The following is a 16211-nucleotide window of genomic DNA, read 5'->3' on the forward strand; positions in this document are numbered from 1 at the left end:
CAAAGAGTATGCCCATGCAATTAACCCCTGCCATCGCGCTTCATATTGTTGAGCGCGCCTCGTCCATCTTGCCTTATCCCGTCAATGTGATGGATGAGTGTGGCATCGTCATTGGTTCGAGTGACGAGAGTCGTCTTCATCGCTCTCATAAAGGCGCGTTATTGGTACTGCAAGAGCAACGTGCGGTCGAAGTGGATAGTTCGATGGCTAAGGCGTTAGTGGGGGTTAAACAAGGGATCAATTTACCGATTCGTTATCGTGGACAAATGATTGGCGTAGTCGGCTTATCCGGAGAACCCCAAGAGGTACGCTATTACGCTGAGTTAGTCAAAATGACGGCGGAAATGGTCATTGAGCAAGCCGCTTTGGTGGCGGAACTGCAATGGGATAATCGCCATAGAGAGAAACTCCTGCAGCAATTACTAGGAGCGCCAAATGTTCAAGAAGGGCAATTGGCGACGATTGCCGAGCGGCTTACCATTGATTTGCGTCAGCCACGTCTTGCATTGATCCTCAAAGTGAGCTCAACGGTGCCAACGCCTTTGTCGCTAGAGGCGATTCAAGCGCTCATTGCGGATTTAGAGCATACTCAGCTTGACGCCTTAATTGGCCTGATGCCTGATGCACCGGATGAGATTGTCTTGTTGGTGCCTGCGCAAGTTAAGGCTCAGCTCTGGGATAAATCTCGTGAGGAACATGCATGTTTGAGGCGATGGCAGACCATTGAGCAGTGCATCCAGCGCCATTGTGATAGCGGCTACTCCGCTCGGTTGACCGTTGGGCACTACTATCCAGGGCTAGATGGTCTTAAGCGCTCGTATCTCAGCGCTCAATCACTGCTGTTTATCGCCACTTCTGAGTCTCTGTCCATCCAGTTTTATCATCAACACACCTTGGCGGCATTGGTGGCGAGTTTACGACAATCGTCTTGGCATCAACATCAGCTTCTAGAGCCGATTGAGCGTCTAATAGCAAAAGATCGTAAGGGCGTGCTGCTGCATACGCTACGCACCTATTTTGAGCACAATGAGGATGCGAAGAGCACGTGCCAAATGTTGGATATTCATAAAAATACGCTGCGCTATCGTCTAGAGAAAGTGGAAGCACTCACTGACAAACGACTTTCTTGCCTCGAAGATAAAGTGGCGCTTTACCTCGCGCTGCAAGCAAAAATTGTTTATTGACACAATAAACTAGCATTATTTTTCACCAATATTGTCAATACATCCAATTTAATGACGTTCAAGCCATTCTATACTGGTGATACTCATTTGTGCTTGGCGAAATAGGAAAACCGATGAAAGTAGTGATTGCACCAGATTCATTTAAAGAAAGCTTAACCGCGATGGAGGTCGCTGATGCGATTGAGCGAGGCTGCCGCACCGTTTGGCCGGATGCGAATTACATCAAGTTGCCGATGGCCGATGGCGGGGAGGGCACAGTGCAGTCGCTGGTTGATGCCACGGGAGGCAGTATTGTACCTGCAGTGGTAACCGGCCCGATGGGCGAGCCTGTTGAGGCGTTTTATGGATTGCTGGGTGATGGCCGCACTGCGGTGATAGAGATGGCCGCGGCATCGGGCATTCATCTCGTTGCCGCAGAGGATCGCAATCCGCTTACCACCACCAGCTATGGAACGGGAGAGTTGATTCTCGCTGCCATCGCACAGGGCGTCACGTCCATCATCATTGGTATTGGTGGGAGTGCGACCAACGATGGCGGAGTCGGCATGTTGCAGGCGCTTGGCGCGCGTTGTCTGGATAGACAAGGCAATGAGATCGCATTCGGTGGCGGTGCGTTGCGTGAGCTAGATTGCCTTGATCTCAGTGGACTCCATCCTACCTTGACTCAGGTGGAGCTTAACGTCGCGTGCGATGTGGACAACCCACTGTGTGGTGAGCTTGGCGCTTCTGCTGTGTTCGGTCCGCAAAAAGGGGCGACACCGGCGATGGTGAAGCAGCTAGATGACAACTTGGCGCATTATGCTGACATCATTGCGCGCACCACTGGGGCTATGGTCAAACATCAGGCCGGAGCGGGCGCCGCTGGTGGTCTAGGGGCGGCGTTACTGGGCGTACTTAATGCGAAGCTGACACCCGGCATTGATATTGTGATGCAAGCACTGGCGCTTGATTCTCACCTCCAAGGTGCGGATTTGGTGATCACAGGTGAAGGACGCATCGATAGCCAAACCATTCATGGTAAAACCCCCATCGGTGTAGCTAAAGCCGCCAAACGCTACGATACTCCTGTGATCGGTATTGCCGGTAGCCTTGCTAAAGATTGCGCGATTGTCCATCAACATGGGCTTGATGCCGTTTTTAGCGTCGTACTCGGCGCGACCGATCTTCCTACTGCACTAAAAGAAGCCGCCTTCAATGTGGAGCTGACGGCGAGAAACGTTGCGGCGGCGCTGGCTCTTTGTGTTAAGTGAACATTTTCAAAAGACTAGGAAGGGAGCAACATGCTCCCTTCCTTGCCATTTAACGCGGCTCTCGCACTATTTTGATGGCCCCGTCGAGGTGAATATCACGCTGCGGGTAGGCGATGGTGATGCCGTGCTCGTTAAACGCGGCGTCAATCTCGAAGCGAATCTCACTTGAGACGGATCGGATGCCCCCTTCAACTTGCGAGTGAATCCAGAAGAAGGATTCAAAGATCAGCGCGTTGTCGCCAAAGTCTTGGAAAAAGACTTTGGGTTCAGGTTTAGGCAGCACCTTTGGATTGTTGGTGGTGATCTCACGCATCAGCTTTTCGACCAAGCGAACATCACTGCCGTATGCCACACCGACGACAACCGACGCGCGCACCAGTTCATCGCGTAGCGTCCAGTTGATCACTGTATTTTCAAGCAACTTGCTGTTTGGGATCAACATGTGCACGCCATCGACACGGCGAATACGGGTCGAGCGGGTGTTGATTTGCTCCACTTTGCCCTTTGCGCCTTCCACTTCAAGAAAGTCGCCGATTCGAATCGGCTTTTCGCCAATCAAAATCCAACCACTGATGAAGTTGTTGATGATGTTTTGGGCGCCGAAACCAAAACCGATCGCAATGGCTCCGGAGAGAAACGCAAACGCCGTGATAGGGATGTTGAGCATCGACAAGGTGGTGAGGAAGATGATGCCAAGGGCTATCACAAACAAAATCCGCTCAATCAAATGGATGATGTTGGGATCTTTGCCATTGGACGCCAACCTTGATGAGACCGCTTTGATCATCAATTTCGCGATCCACAAACTCACCACTATCCAAGTTGGAACCATCAAGATAGCCCACAAGGTGATCGGTTGTTCGTTAAAGGTAAAGAGCGTCATTTCTAACCATGAAATGGCTTGCTCAAACATAGTGTTCTACTCCTGTATGCTAGACCCGCAAAATACCTGCGCAGGGTCGATTAAAAAGCGTTTGCCCATCGCTTGGCGGCCCAGCAACATCAGATAAGTCATGTCTGAGCGGTCAGTGAGCGTAATTTGAATCGGCCACTCTAACTCGCCCAATTTGGCCATCGTTTCAATCACGTAGCGCTGCTCTGACATACCGTTGGATGACTTGATTTTGCGCAGGTCATACAACTCAGATTTGCATCGCACCACTTTGTCGACGTCGTGCACTTCTGGGTGAATATCAAACTGAATACCGGGTTTACCGTTCACTTTGATAAGCTTAATGTGATCAACGTGTAGGGACGAGGTTTGCGCGCCTGAATCCACTCGCACGGTGAGATTATCAATGCCCAGCTCAGGCAAGGAAATGTTCTCTAAGCGACCAATAATGACTTTTTCTGTGTTGCTGCTTTTCATTACAGACCTTCTTTTATCTCTCTAGAGGCGACGTCTTCAGACAGCTTATCTATCTGTTCGGCGACCGCTTTTTCATCTTCATCAAAATAGGCGATGTGATACATGGCTTCGCCTTCTTGAACCAAAGGAATGTTTTGCTTACCGATGATGACCCCTGTACGAGGCGCGACAATCACCGCCAACTTTTCACCGTACGCACTGCTAATGGTCGCCAGTTCATCGCCCTTCTTGACGTAGTCACCCAACTGGTACTTGTGTCTGACGATGCCACTGGCACTGCCGCGAACCCATTGGCTGCCACGAGCGACCACAGGCTCCGGGACCCCTTTACGTTGGTTGCGACCTTTGCTGACCATGTTGAGATGGCGCAGGACGCGAATCACGCCACGGGTGCCCATACGAATCGAGGTCTCATCAAAGCGCAGTGCTTCACCTCCTTCATACACCAAGACTTTGGTATTCGAGTTGGCGGCGCAATCACGCAGTGAGCCGTCAATTTCTTCCGAGTGCAGTACCACAGGCGCACCAAAGGCGTTGGCCAGTTCTGCGGTCACCTCATCTTCGACGTTAGCCCGGATCTGTGGCAAGTTGGTGCGATGAATCGCGCCAGTATGCAAATCGATACCGTATTGGCATTTGTCGATGATTTCGGTTTTAAAAATATTGGCGACTCGAGCCGCGAGCGACCCTTTAGGCGAGCCCGGAAAGCTGCGGTTGAGATCGCGTCTATCAGGTAAATAACGGCTTTGATGAATCACACCATGCACGTTAACCATAGGCACAAAAATCACCGTACCACGCAAGACGCGAAAGCGTTTCATGTTGATGATGCGGTGGACAATTTCAATGCCATTGAGCTCATCACCATGCACCGCGGCACTGACGAAAATCGTCGGCCCTGCCTGTTTTCCACGCACGATATACACCGGCAGCGAAACTTCGGCGTCTGTATACAGCTTTGCTACTGGCAGCGCAATCTTTTTACGCTCGCCCGGCTTAATCGTGTGAGCGCCAATTTTCAGTTCTGTCATGCTTATTAACCCTTGCCACGCGTCTTGTTGGCGTTAAATTTTGCGTTTTTCTCAATAAATTCGTACAGTTTGCCAGCCACATCAAGGTTGGTCGCTTTTTCAATGCCTTCTAGACCTGGAGAGGAGTTGACTTCCATCACCATAGGGCCGCTGTTAGAGCGCAGCAAGTCAACGCCACAGAAATTCAAGCCCATCACTTTGGCCGCATTGACAGCAGTTTCTCGCTCTTCTTTGGTCAAACGAATGATCTCCGCAGAGCCGCCACGGTGCAGGTTGGAGCGAAACTCCCCTTCGGCCGCTTGACGCTTCATTGCAGCAACCACGCGTCCACCAATCACCAAACAGCGAATGTCAGCGCCGCCAGACTCTTTGATGTACTCTTGAATCAAAATGTTCGCTTGCAGTCCCATAAAGGCTTCGATGATGCTCTCCGCCGCTTTAGAGGTTTCCGCAAGTACCACGCCAATGCCTTGAGTACCTTCAAGCAATTTAATGACCAGCGGTGCGCCACCGACGTTTTTGATCAAGTCTTTAATGTTGTCCGGTTTGCTTGCAAAGCCCGTTCTTGGTAGGCCAATGCCTTTGCGAGACAGCAATTGTAGCGAGCGCAATTTGTCACGAGAGCGGCTAATCGCCACCGACTCATTGACGTTAAAGGTGCCCATCATTTCAAACTGTCTTGCCACCGCAGTGCCGTAGAAGGTGATGGAAGAGCCAATACGCGGAATCACCGCATCGTACAGCGGCAGCTCTTCACCGTGATAACGCACGGTAGGGCGGCTGCTTGTTATATCCATGTAACAGTGTAGAGTGTCGATCACATCGACTTCGTGGCCACGTTCGATACCCGCCTCGACGAGACGCTGAGTGGAATAGAGTTTTTTATTGCGAGACAGAATAGCGATTTTCATGAGGCTCTCCTTTGTGTTTGCGTGACTTAACTGTAGTCTTTGAAAATCGATAAATAAAACTCTATATTTCTTACAGTTTGTTTGAAAAAATTTATCAAATCCGATGAAGATTGAATTATTAAAGACCTTTATTGAAGTGAGCCAAACGCTCCATATTCGGATGTCTGCTCAGAACTTACACCTGACGCAGGCGGCGGTCAGCTCCCGAATCAAACAGCTTGAAGATGAGTTGGGGGTGATGCTGTTTGATCGCGCTAACAAGCGCCTAAAACTGACCGCAGAAGGCGATAAAATGGTCAAGCACGCCAACGACATGATGGCGATGTGGCACAAAATTAAGCAAGAAGTCGGCGTGACAGACAGCGATGGCTCGCAGCTATTTTTAGGTGCCATGATGTCCATTTGGGATATAGTGCTGCATGACTGGTTACAAAAAATTCACCGTAATATTGATGATGCCCATCTTTACACCCACACATACTCATCGGTGGAATTGCGTAAACGGGTCCTCAACCGAATCTTAGATATCGCGTTTCTGTTTGAGCCGCCACATACCGATGAAGTCGTGGCGAAAAAGCTCTGCACTGTCCCTTTGGTGTTGGTCAGTACGACGCCAGTAAGGGAAGCGTCGGAGCTAGAGAGCTTTGTGATGGTGGATTACGGTGATGCGATTAACTCTATGTTTTCCCATCACTTTGGCGAAGAGCTCGCGCCAAGGCATCATATGACGCAGCCCAATGTTGCCCTCTCATTTATTCTCGAGGCGGGCGGGGCGGCGTACTTGCCGCGGCAGATGTGTTTTGCTCAGTTGCGACGTCAGCAACTGCATTTGGTGCCCAATACGCCGACGTTTCATCGTGATATCTATGCGATTTACTTGGCCAACAGCCACAAACGTGAGCTGATTGAGGATTCACTGATGCTGTTTCCCTATAGTATTAGATAACCTTCAGCATTAGATAGTGTTTGTTTTATCCCGTTAATTGTTCGATTTTTTTTATCAACTCACTTTTTAACCGTAAAAAATCACGGTTGGGCGTGAAAATTAAGGAGCGTCAGAGTGCTAAAAGCGTTTTATCTACATGACCATCAGTTGTCCGAAGGCGGCGAGGAGTTAATCAGTCAGTGGCAAACTCAAGGTGGCCACATTTGGTTAGATTTTTATGAAGAGCCCGCTCAGCAGGAAGCCGAGCTTCTCGCCAAGCTAGGCTGCCACCCATTAGCCATTCAAGATGCGCAGCGCGATCGCCGTCCGCCTAAGGTGGAAGAGTTTGATCAGCATACTTTCGTGCTTTATCGCGGTTTTAGTCATGTTGAAGAGCATCTCGATTTAAAAACCATGGCGCTTGCCTGTTTTGTCGGGGAAAACATCCTGATCACCCGCCGTGTGGAGCACTCGTTCGGTATTGAAGCGTTAGCGGCGCACAAATCGCTGGCGAAGTATTTGCGCTCACCGAGTTTGCTTTTGAGTAAAATTATGAACGCCTCGGCGCAGCGTTTTACCGATGCGGTGTTAGAAGCGGAAGATGAAATCAGTGAGTTGGAAGATGGCATGCTGACGCAATCCAGCGATGAGCTGATGCAGCGACTGATTTTGCTTAAATCCCATCTGCGTAAAATTCATCGCGTCCAGTCCTACCACGTGAAGTTGATTGATCAGGTGATGGAAGAAGAGCTGGCCTTCATTGATATGAACGATTCAGAGGTGAAACACAGCTTCCGTGATGTGTTTGATAAATTCGATCGGCTCGAAAGTTTAACTTCCATGTACTACGACTTGTGTGGTGACTTGATTGAAGGTTACATCTCGCTGAGCTCGCATCAACTAAACAAGACCATGCAGCTATTGACGGTGGTATCAGCGATTTTCGTGCCGCTGACCTTTATTGCCGGTATCTACGGAATGAACTTCGAATATATTCCTGAGCTGCGGTTTGAGCACGGCTATTTTGTGTTGTGGGGTGTGATGATTGGTGTCGCGTCGGCGCTATTGTACGTCTTTAGGCGCAAACGCTGGTTGTAGCGAGCGGTTATTCATAAACGCCATCGCCCACCAAATCGGTGGGCGATGGTTTTTTTATGGCTTGGCGTGTGATGCTTCGCCGAGTACCGTTATTCGGCTTTCGCCTCTCGGCCGTTATTGTCTTTGAGAGTGCTGTCTTTGTGATTGTTCTCTTTGCTGTGGATCAGTGACACCATGATTTCGCCCGCCACAGGCTTGAGTTCATCTGGCTGGCTGACAATCTGGATGCGGTTTTTTACATTGACCACAAACAACGGCACCACGGTGGCGTCTTTGTATTGCGTCTTGTAATCCTCAAAAGTGAAGTTATCACTGATCTTGGTGTGCTTCATTTCAGCCCCTTGACCAATCATACTGGCCAACTTTTTATAGCTGACTGTGCCACCGAGTAGCAGGGAGTAGGCATGTTCGGAGTTGTGAGTATGCTTATCTTGTGATTCATCGCTTTTCTTTTCATGCAGACAAAACACCTTGCGATGGCCAAAGTCGGTCGCGAGTTGTACGCTGGCAATAGAGTTGAAGTGTTGGTCGGGCGTGACCGCCAGCACCTGACCAATACCAATCAGGTCGAGGTTGTCTTCGGCATGGCTCGAGGTTGGGTTGCCGTAGTAGCTATCAAATCCGTCCATGCGCGCTTTGCGTACGTAGTCCCAGTTGGAATCGGCCATCAGAATTCGGCAGTTGTAGGTTGAAATCGCTTTACCAATTTTGCGCGCAACATCGTTGGCACCCACAATCAAAAAGCCTCTTGGCGAAGGTTCTGCGACACCCAGCCAAGTCGCGATCGGGCGGGCCGTGGCACTTTGCAGCACTACGGTGCCGATGATGACCATAAAGATCAGTGGTACCAGCAAGTTTGCGCCTTCGACCTCCAAAAAGGTCAGTTTAATGGCAAACAGGGAAGAGACCGCAGCGGCAACGATACCGCGCGGGGCAACCCAAGCGAGGAAGGCTTTCTCTTTGGTCGACAGCTGGCTGCGCGCCGTGGACAGGAAAATCGACACCGGACGAGACACCAACTGGATGACGGCAAACAGCACCAACGCCGCGAAACCAAGTTGCTCAAAGTCGGACACTTGCACTCGCGCAGCGAGCAGAATAAACAGACCAGAGATAAAGAGAATGGTGAGGTTCTCTTTAAAATGGAGGATGTGCGCAATGCTGACGCCTTTGACGTTGGCAAGCCATACGCCCATCACGGTTACGGTCAAAAGACCCGATTCGTGCTCAAGATAATTGGAGGCGGCAAATACCCCTAGAACAATGGTCAGCACGGCAAACGGCTGTAAATACTCCGGTAACCAATGGCGGCGCATCATGGCGGCCACCAACACGCCTGCTGCGATGCCCAAACCAAAACCGACCACCAAAATGGTGCCGAACACGGCTAAGCTGTGCACTTCGCTTTGTGAGACGATGAACTCATACACCATCACCACAAACAGCGCGCCTAATGGGTCAATTAAGATCCCTTCCCAGCGTAAAATATTGGCCAGGCGTGAGCTTGGCCTGACCGTGCGTAGCAGTGGCACGATCACCGTTGGCCCTGTCACCACCGTCAAGCTGCCAAAGAGGAAGGCGATGGTCCAGTCTAGGCCAAGCAAATAATGGGTCGCGAACGAGGTAATGATCCAAGAGATCACTGCCCCTATGGTGACGATACTCCAAACACTTTTACTGATCCCCCTTATTTGTTTGAAGTTTAGGGTCAAGCTGCCTTCAAACAGAATCACGGCAACAGCCAGTGAAATGATGGGGAAAAACAGATCGCCCAAGGCTTGCTCGGGTGAGAACAGGCCAAGCACTGGCCCCACTAGTAATCCAGCAATCAACAAAAATAGAATCGCCGGCAGTTTAAGTTGCCATGCGACCCATTGACAGACTAATCCTAGAACCCCGACACCGGCTAGGGTCAAGGCGATCATCTCTGAACTCATTGTTATTCCTTTTGAAAATGGATGATGTCTTTGAAATTCAAGCTACACCTGAAACTGGGCGCTTGCACCCTTTTTCTTATCCACTTAGAGTGAAAATCCATACGGTCAGTGAACAAGCGCAGTCAGTCAGTAAGAACTGTCAATCAGTAAGAATAGTCAAGTTAGGGGAACATCATGGAAAATAGGCTTGATCCGAGCGAGATTTCATTTCTTTTACCAGACACCGACGCTGGGCTTGCCGTGCATAACCCTGCAACAGGCGAGCCAGTGGGTGTGGTGCCTGTTAGCACTTCGCAAGAGATAGAGCAGGCCATCGGGCGCGCGCATAAGGCACAGCCTGAGTGGGCGGCACTGAGCGCCAAAGCGCGGGCGGATCGTCTGCTTACCTGGCATGCATTGCTGCTCGAACACCAAGAAGCACTAGCAACCTTGATGACGCTTGAGCAAGGTAAACCGCTGCCCGAAGCGCGAGGTGAGGTGGCCTACGGCGCGAGCTTTATTCAGTGGTTTGCAGAAGAGGGAAAGCGAGCCTACGGTGAAACCATCCCCGCACCGAGTGGGGATAAGCGCATTGTGACTATTAAGCAGCCGGTGGGTGTGGCTTGCGCCATTACGCCTTGGAACTTTCCGATTGCCATGATCACCCGCAAAGCGGCGCCGGCGTTAGCGGCGGGATGCAGCTTTATCGTTAAGCCGTCTGAGCTCACCCCGCTGTGCGCGTTCGCATTGGCCAAGTTGGCGTATCAGGCGGGCATCCACTCTGATGTGTTTCAGGTGGTGATTGGGCGCAGCGCCCCAGAGGTGGGTGAGCGGTTTACCTCTTCTCCGTTGATTCGCAAACTCTCGTTTACTGGCTCTACCCGAGTGGGCAAAGCCTTGCTGGCGCAAAGCGCACATGACGTTAAACGCACATCGATGGAGCTTGGCGGTAATGCGCCCTTTATCGTGTTTGCCGATGCAGATGTAGACGCGGCGGTAGATGGGGCCATCGCCTCTAAGTTTCGCAATGCTGGGCAGACCTGCGTGTGTGCCAACCGCTTTTATGTTCAGCGTGAGATTTACGACTTATTCGTGGCGAAATTTGTCGCGAAAGTGGAGGCGTTAACGGTTGGTAATGGCCTCGACGAAGGCGTGGAGATAGGCCCCATCATTACCCATGAAGCCAAACAAAATCTCCTATCGCTGGTGGAGCAGGCCACAGCGCAAGGCGCGGTCGTTGCCAACAAAGCGCGGACGTTAGACGGGCAGTTTATGGCGCCAGTGGTGCTGACAAATGTTGAGCACACGATGGCACTGGTCCAAGATGAAATTTTCGGCCCCATCGCGCCCATCATCGCCTTTGACGATGAGGCGCAGTTAATTGAGCAGGCCAACGATACGCCTTATGGTCTCGCCGCCTACTTTTATACTCAGCATATTGGCCGAGCTTGGCGGGTCGCCGAGGCGCTGGACTACGGCATGGTTGGCATCAATGAAGGGATTATCTCTACCGAAGTGGCGCCATTTGGCGGCGTAAAGCAGTCCGGTATCGGCAGAGAAGGTGCTAAGCAGGGACTGGATGAGTACCTCGACATCAAATACCTCTGCTTTGGTGGCGTATAGCGCTAAGTCAATCGGTGGACAGTGCAGAGCGCTCGGCTGCGGCTGAGCGCTCAATTTCATCAAACCCGCGCAAAATATTGCTCAGGGTCACTGCCGCAAACAGTGCGATGACAAACGATAAATGCCAAGCCTGACTGAGACCGAGCTGCACTAGCGTCATACTCACTAGCGCAGAGACGACCATTTGCCCGCCTCCCGACATGGCCGCCGCCGCGCCCGCTTGCTTTTTGTAGGGCAGCATCACCATCGCTTGCGCGCAGGGCAGCGCAATACCATTGCCTAAGATCATCAACAGTTGCCCCAACATTAAAAACAGTGGTTCTACCGGGCAAAAGAACAGCCACAGCGCTGCGCTGAGGTGTAAGGCGGGGGTAAACAGCAGCATCTTTTTGGTGCCAATCAGCGGTCTTACTCGGTTGCACAGGCTCGTGCCTGCCAACATACCCAGTGTTGGGATCAGCGCCCATATTGCGTATTCGTCGGAGGTCATGCCGATGTGATCTTGCATAATAAATGGCATCACCGACACCGTGGTGATCATCAAGCTAAAATTAAGCCAGCCGATGCTAGCAAAGCTCATAAAGTAGCGCGAGGTCAGTAGGGCACGGTATTGGCTCACCATCGCTTTTGGCGAGGGGATAGCGCTGGTGCTGTGCAGCGTTTCATCAAAACGGAGCGCAATCACCACCCAGGCTAACCCGAGATAGCCGAGCAGTGACACGAACACCATCGTCCAGCCAAAGTGAAAGTTGATAAAGCCGCCAAGCACCGGCGCCATCAGTGGGGTAATGGACGCCGCCATCGCAATGTAAGACATCGCCACAGGCAGCTCTGGGCCGCTAAATCGGTCTCGAGTCGAGGCGCGAGCAAGTACCGCGCAGCAGCCAGTGCCGAGCCCTTGTAGAAAGCGCCCCGCGACCATGCCCATAAATGAGTCGCTAAGCGCAATGATCAGCATAAGACCTGACATGGCGATCAGCAGCCCAGTCAGCAGCACCTTTTTGCGACCCAAGGCATCAGAGATAGGGCCGTAGATAAATTGCGAAGGACCAAAGCCGAGCAGGTAAATACCGACCAACAGCTGCGCTTCATCAAGCGTGATCGCGAAATCTTTTGCGATCCAAGGCAGCGCTGGAAAGACCAACCCCATACTGAGTTGACCGATACTGATGATAAGACACGCCAGTAAGATGGAGCGAAAGTGAATCGCCTTGGCCATTAACGGTCCCCTTTGCGCGTAAAGTGAGCGTGTTTTCCATGACCGCGGCGGCGCAATCCACCTTCGTGGTCATGCTCACTGAGCTTGGCTTTAACGCGTTTGACGGTCGATAAACTGACATCACACTGCTCGGCAACCTGAGCTAAGGTAAGGCCTTCAAAGAGCAGCGCGGCAATCTGTTTGTGCTTGCTGCGATCGGCAGGTCTACCACGAAACTTCTGTTTCCATTGTTCAGGGTGACGCTTGAGTGCTCGGCGTCCTTGCTCGGCGGCAAACAAGCGATGCTGTGTCTGTACTTGCGCATAGCCGCTGAGCATACTCAGTAGCGTTTGTGTTTCTGCGGAATTAGGCGCAAAGGTCATGGGTTGGCAAAGGGTTTGCAGTGTCACGCCCTTGTCGAGAATATCCTCGATTGTTGCGAGAGCTTGGCTAAAATCACGCCCAAACACGGTGAACCACCAAATCACCAGCGTATCGCCAGATTGTAGATTGTTGAAGAGCGATTGAAATTGCTCCCGTTCATTGGGTGGCACGCAGCCTTGTACTTGGTCTTCAAAGTGCTTGGCATCGCCGGTGTGTGCTTGTAGTGCGGCCAAGTGTTCTTGATACGCTCGGTTTTTGGGTGAGAAGCGAGTATAGAGGTAAGTCGCCATAGTGACTCCTTAGTTAATGTAAAGGTCCAAATAATGTATTGGCTCATAATTGAGTTCACTATACTCGGGTTCATAATTTATGCAAACACCAAATGAGCTATTTACACTTCTTTACGCGGGCAAGTGAGAAGTTTACGTGAGTAAGTGACAAGGCGCCGTTGTTGGCGCCTTGTCATTTTGATTCATCCAGCGGTTGGTGATCCAAGCGCACGAACTATCAGCATGTGATTGATGAGAATGCCATCATCATGGATGAAATCATTGTCGCCATCGTCACGCCGACTGAGAGGTTACTTCACACTTTCTATAACTGATCGCTCAGTACGATTGCCGCCAGCGTCTGCTGGCGGCATGGTAGAACAAACGCCGTCAAGACACACATTATGACCATAACGCAGAGACACTTTTACGTCGGCACCTACACCGATGCCCCTAGCCAAAGCCGCGGCATTGCCCGTATCGCCCTAGATACCCAGACAGGAGAAATCACACGTTTAGAGGATGTGTGTGAGCTGCGTAATCCTTCCTATCTGGTGAACACCTCGACTGGGCTCTACACCTTCTCGGAGGTCTCCGAGCAAGAGGGGGCGCAAGTTGTTCATCTCCAACCAGCGGAGAAGAATGGATCAATGAACTGTGCGCCGATCCACGGCGATGCGCCTTGCCATATCGCCATCGATGCCGCTCAACGGTTTGTCGCTGTTGCTAACTATGGCAGTGGCAATGTAAGTGTTCACTTACTCGATGAGAATCATCACCCTTCTTCTACGTCGACAACGCTTTTTATTGACGGATTTGGACCTAAGACTCACCGGCAATCAAGCCCGCACGCGCATCAAGTCACCTTTATCGATGGACAGTTGGTGGTGGTCGATTTAGGCAGTGATCGGGTCCATTTTTATCGTCATCAAGATTCGCTCGCGTCGTTTGAACTCGACTACTCCGTGGCCCTTTCTCCCGGCAGTGGACCGCGTCACCTTGTATTCAATCAAGCTAGCAACCTCGCTTATGTGGTGTGTGAGCTCTCTGAAACGCTTGCAGTGCTGACCTATTCTCAAGGCCGCTGGTCTCAGAGCGCTGAGATCCCGCTATTGCCAAAAGAGACAGTCTATGAGGCGGCGAGTGCGATTTACCTTAGCCAAGATGAGCGCTACGTGTACGTCTCCTGTCGTAAGCAGAACTGCCTTTCTATTTTGGATGTCTCAGTGACCCCACCTCAGAATATTGGCAGAGTCGATACACAAGGTCAGTTCCCGCGCGATTTTACCCTGAGCGCGTGTGAGCATTGGCTGCTGGTGGCCAATCAGCACTCCAACAACATCGTCAGTTTTCATCGAGAGACCCTCAGTGATGCATTCAGGCCCACCGGCTATGAGTGCGCAATTGATGCGCCTGTCTGCTTGGTGGAATACCAAGCTTAAAGCGTTGAGAATGGGCTGATAACGCCGCTTGCTCCACGTTCAATCACATGGGTATAGATTTGAGTGGTTTTGACATCCGTATGGCCAAGCTGCTCTTGCACGGTTCGAATGTCGGCGCCACTCTCAAGAAGATGCGTGGCGAACGAGTGGCGCAGCGTATGTGAGGTCACAGGTTTTTCAATGTTGGCCCGTTTGGCCGCCGCTTTAATCGCTCGTTGAATGGTGGTGACATCAATGTGGTGCCTGCGAGTTTGATTAGATGCGGGATCGACACTAAGTCTGTCGGAAGGAAAGAGAAATTGCCAATTGAGCGTTTTGTTGGCGCCCGGATACTTTTTGTCTAGCGCGCTAGGCATCATCACACCGGCATACTCCGGTGCGAGCAGGTCGGTTTGCCAAAGGTGTGCCACTGCTTCTCTTTGCTGATGCAGTGCCGGACACAGCTCTTTGGCCAAGGTCACAATGCGACTTTTATTCCCCTTGGAGAGGTGGATACGCAACGCGTAAAAATCAAAATCGACGTCACCATAGCGCAGCCTGACACACTCTTTGACCCTTAAACCTGAACCATACATCAATTGGATAGGTAAGCGCCATTTGGGATTGGTATGCTTGAGCAATGCACGGATTTCTTGCTTGGTTAACACCACTGGCAGTTTTTTCTGTTTGGTCGCTTTTCGATATCGGATGTCGACTTTAATCGGCTGTTTCAAGATATGCTCATAGAGGAAAACCAGCGCGTTTAGTGCTTGAGCCTGAGTATTCGCCGCGACATTTCGATCAAGCGATAGGTGCGAGAGAAACTGCTCAACATGCTGGACATCAAGCGTGCTCGGATGCTGTTTATCATGATGGAGAATATAGCGTTTGATCCACGACACGTAAGCCTCAATCGTTTTATTGGCATAGTGCGATGCTCGCATATAATCGGTCACTTGTTGCAGAAACGGTGATTGGATTTTCATGACGTTTTGTGTGTCGGTTAACGGATATAAAACAGTGTACGCTGCCCTATTGGTGTTAGACTGCACTTTGCCGCACATTGCGACCAGTATCATAAGGGTTCATCCTTTAGCGAGTTGTTTTGCAAGGATTTAGCAGATTTCGTTCACAGAACCGATGCAGAATAGGCGGCGCTAGTTGGTTGGGTTAGGTGGTTTGGGGTTGTATACAAAGCGTTAGGCGACGGGCAGTAAAGTTCTTTGTTCTCATCTTCTTAGTTATCTTTGAGCATTCGTTTTTCTAAGTCGGCAACTTGGCATTGTCGGCTCAAATTCTTGAACCTCTCCAGCCGTAAAACATGCCAAGGTTCGCGGGTTGCCTCATTGGTTTTCACAGTCGGTTGGTTGTGAATCTCGCGGGCTTAAAGTATGGAAAGGACAAGTTAATCGAGGCTTTCGTTCTCGCTTTAAGTTTGCAGCTTTGGGTTTCTCAGGATCAAGAACTACTTAGTCGCTGCAAATTCGCATTTCGTGGTCGTTGGAATTTTGGCTGAAACATAGTGAGTTTTGTGGTTCTTGAATCACAAAAAGTCAGTGGGTGTTTGGTTGCTTATTTGGTTTCGGGTAATCTGCTTTCAAAACAACTTAAACACTGGTGGAAAACTTCGCC

General features: G+C 50.9%; 14 protein-coding genes. 6 read left to right on the forward strand and 8 right to left on the reverse strand.

The window, feature by feature from the left end; all coding sequences use genetic code 11:
- Positions 1 to 14 precede the first annotated feature (14 nt).
- Positions 15 to 1184, forward strand: a complete 1170-nt coding sequence (locus AC6R0R_RS15495; RefSeq protein WP_500627352.1) for a sugar diacid recognition domain-containing protein — start codon at positions 15 to 17, stop codon at positions 1182 to 1184.
- Between the two features lie 113 nt (positions 1185 to 1297).
- On the forward strand, positions 1298 to 2434 hold the full coding sequence (locus AC6R0R_RS15500; protein ID WP_500627353.1) for a glycerate kinase: 1137 nt from the start codon (positions 1298 to 1300) through the stop codon (positions 2432 to 2434).
- A gap of 49 nt (positions 2435 to 2483) precedes the next feature.
- On the opposite strand, the gene AC6R0R_RS15505 is transcribed toward AC6R0R_RS15500, so the two are convergent.
- From AC6R0R_RS15505 to rimK, 4 genes are read right to left on the reverse strand one after another with little or no spacing between them, the layout of a single operon-like run.
- The gene (locus tag AC6R0R_RS15505) at positions 2484 to 3347 is read right to left on the reverse strand and encodes a mechanosensitive ion channel family protein (RefSeq protein ID WP_500627354.1); all 864 of its coding nucleotides are present in this window, start codon (positions 3345 to 3347) and stop codon (positions 2484 to 2486) included.
- A 6-nt stretch (positions 3348 to 3353) separates the two neighbouring features.
- A complete protein-coding gene (locus tag AC6R0R_RS15510; RefSeq protein ID WP_334552986.1) occupies positions 3354 to 3803 on the reverse strand; it encodes an ATP-dependent zinc protease family protein in 450 nt (149 codons plus the stop codon).
- Positions 3803 to 4834, reverse strand: a complete 1032-nt coding sequence (locus AC6R0R_RS15515) for a succinylglutamate desuccinylase/aspartoacylase family protein (RefSeq protein WP_334552984.1) — start codon at positions 4832 to 4834, stop codon at positions 3803 to 3805. The genes AC6R0R_RS15510 and AC6R0R_RS15515 overlap by 1 nt, the downstream gene beginning before the upstream one ends.
- A gap of 5 nt (positions 4835 to 4839) precedes the next feature.
- Positions 4840 to 5745 carry a 30S ribosomal protein S6--L-glutamate ligase gene (gene rimK, locus AC6R0R_RS15520; RefSeq protein WP_334552982.1) on the reverse strand — a complete coding sequence of 302 codons (906 nt, stop codon included), beginning with the start codon at positions 5743 to 5745 and terminating at the stop codon, positions 4840 to 4842.
- Positions 5746 to 5848: 103 nt separating this feature from the next.
- On the opposite strand from rimK, the gene AC6R0R_RS15525 reads away from it, so the two are divergent.
- The gene (locus AC6R0R_RS15525) at positions 5849 to 6691 is read left to right on the forward strand and encodes a LysR family transcriptional regulator (protein ID WP_500627355.1); all 843 of its coding nucleotides are present in this window, start codon (positions 5849 to 5851) and stop codon (positions 6689 to 6691) included.
- A 114-nt stretch (positions 6692 to 6805) separates the two neighbouring features.
- Positions 6806 to 7768, forward strand: a complete 963-nt coding sequence (locus tag AC6R0R_RS15530; protein WP_500627356.1) for a magnesium transporter CorA family protein — start codon at positions 6806 to 6808, stop codon at positions 7766 to 7768.
- A gap of 89 nt (positions 7769 to 7857) precedes the next feature.
- On the opposite strand, the gene AC6R0R_RS15535 is transcribed toward AC6R0R_RS15530, so the two are convergent.
- A complete protein-coding gene (locus AC6R0R_RS15535) occupies positions 7858 to 9705 on the reverse strand; it encodes a cation:proton antiporter (protein ID WP_500627357.1) in 1848 nt (615 codons plus the stop codon).
- A gap of 174 nt (positions 9706 to 9879) precedes the next feature.
- On the opposite strand from AC6R0R_RS15535, the gene AC6R0R_RS15540 reads away from it, so the two are divergent.
- A complete protein-coding gene (locus AC6R0R_RS15540; protein ID WP_500627358.1) occupies positions 9880 to 11307 on the forward strand; it encodes an NAD-dependent succinate-semialdehyde dehydrogenase in 1428 nt (475 codons plus the stop codon).
- 7 nt (positions 11308 to 11314) lie between these two features.
- Here the strand turns inward: AC6R0R_RS15540 and AC6R0R_RS15545 are convergent, their stop codons facing one another.
- Together AC6R0R_RS15545 and AC6R0R_RS15550 are read right to left on the reverse strand one after the other, a co-directional pair.
- The gene (locus AC6R0R_RS15545) at positions 11315 to 12526 is read right to left on the reverse strand and encodes a multidrug effflux MFS transporter (protein WP_500627359.1); all 1212 of its coding nucleotides are present in this window, start codon (positions 12524 to 12526) and stop codon (positions 11315 to 11317) included.
- Positions 12526 to 13179: a recombinase family protein gene (locus AC6R0R_RS15550; protein ID WP_500627360.1), complete on the reverse strand. Its 654-nt coding sequence runs from the start codon at positions 13177 to 13179 to the stop codon at positions 12526 to 12528. The genes AC6R0R_RS15545 and AC6R0R_RS15550 overlap by 1 nt, the downstream gene beginning before the upstream one ends.
- Before the next feature lie 383 nt (positions 13180 to 13562).
- On the opposite strand from AC6R0R_RS15550, the gene AC6R0R_RS15555 reads away from it, so the two are divergent.
- A complete protein-coding gene (locus tag AC6R0R_RS15555; protein WP_500627361.1) occupies positions 13563 to 14600 on the forward strand; it encodes a lactonase family protein in 1038 nt (345 codons plus the stop codon).
- On the opposite strand, the gene AC6R0R_RS15560 is transcribed toward AC6R0R_RS15555, so the two are convergent.
- Complete coding sequence (locus AC6R0R_RS15560; RefSeq protein ID WP_500627364.1) at positions 14597 to 15559, reverse strand: integron integrase; 963 nt, start codon at positions 15557 to 15559, stop codon at positions 14597 to 14599. The genes AC6R0R_RS15555 and AC6R0R_RS15560 overlap by 4 nt on opposite strands.
- Positions 15560 to 16211 lie beyond the last annotated feature (652 nt).

It is taken from the genome of Vibrio sp. R12-SW3-ISO1 (assembly GCF_059834005.1).

What these genes read in the sequence shown, in the direction of transcription:
- AC6R0R_RS15495 (WP_500627352.1), top strand. Translation starts at nt 15, where the DNA reads ATGCAATTAACCCCTGCCATCGCGCTTCATATTGTTGAGCGCGCCTCG.
- AC6R0R_RS15500 (WP_500627353.1), top strand. Translation starts at nt 1,298, where the DNA reads ATGAAAGTAGTGATTGCACCAGATTCATTTAAAGAAAGCTTAACCGCG.
- AC6R0R_RS15505 (WP_500627354.1), bottom strand. Translation starts at nt 3,347, where the DNA reads ATGTTTGAGCAAGCCATTTCATGGTTAGAAATGACGCTCTTTACCTTT.
- AC6R0R_RS15510 (WP_334552986.1), bottom strand. Translation starts at nt 3,803, where the DNA reads ATGAAAAGCAGCAACACAGAAAAAGTCATTATTGGTCGCTTAGAGAAC.
- AC6R0R_RS15515 (WP_334552984.1), bottom strand. Translation starts at nt 4,834, where the DNA reads ATGACAGAACTGAAAATTGGCGCTCACACGATTAAGCCGGGCGAGCGT.
- rimK (WP_334552982.1), bottom strand. Translation starts at nt 5,745, where the DNA reads ATGAAAATCGCTATTCTGTCTCGCAATAAAAAACTCTATTCCACTCAG.
- AC6R0R_RS15525 (WP_500627355.1), top strand. Translation starts at nt 5,849, where the DNA reads ATGAAGATTGAATTATTAAAGACCTTTATTGAAGTGAGCCAAACGCTC.
- AC6R0R_RS15535 (WP_500627357.1), bottom strand. Translation starts at nt 9,705, where the DNA reads ATGAGTTCAGAGATGATCGCCTTGACCCTAGCCGGTGTCGGGGTTCTA.
- AC6R0R_RS15540 (WP_500627358.1), top strand. Translation starts at nt 9,880, where the DNA reads ATGGAAAATAGGCTTGATCCGAGCGAGATTTCATTTCTTTTACCAGAC.
- AC6R0R_RS15545 (WP_500627359.1), bottom strand. Translation starts at nt 12,526, where the DNA reads ATGGCCAAGGCGATTCACTTTCGCTCCATCTTACTGGCGTGTCTTATC.
- AC6R0R_RS15550 (WP_500627360.1), bottom strand. Translation starts at nt 13,179, where the DNA reads ATGGCGACTTACCTCTATACTCGCTTCTCACCCAAAAACCGAGCGTAT.
- AC6R0R_RS15555 (WP_500627361.1), top strand. Translation starts at nt 13,563, where the DNA reads ATGACCATAACGCAGAGACACTTTTACGTCGGCACCTACACCGATGCC.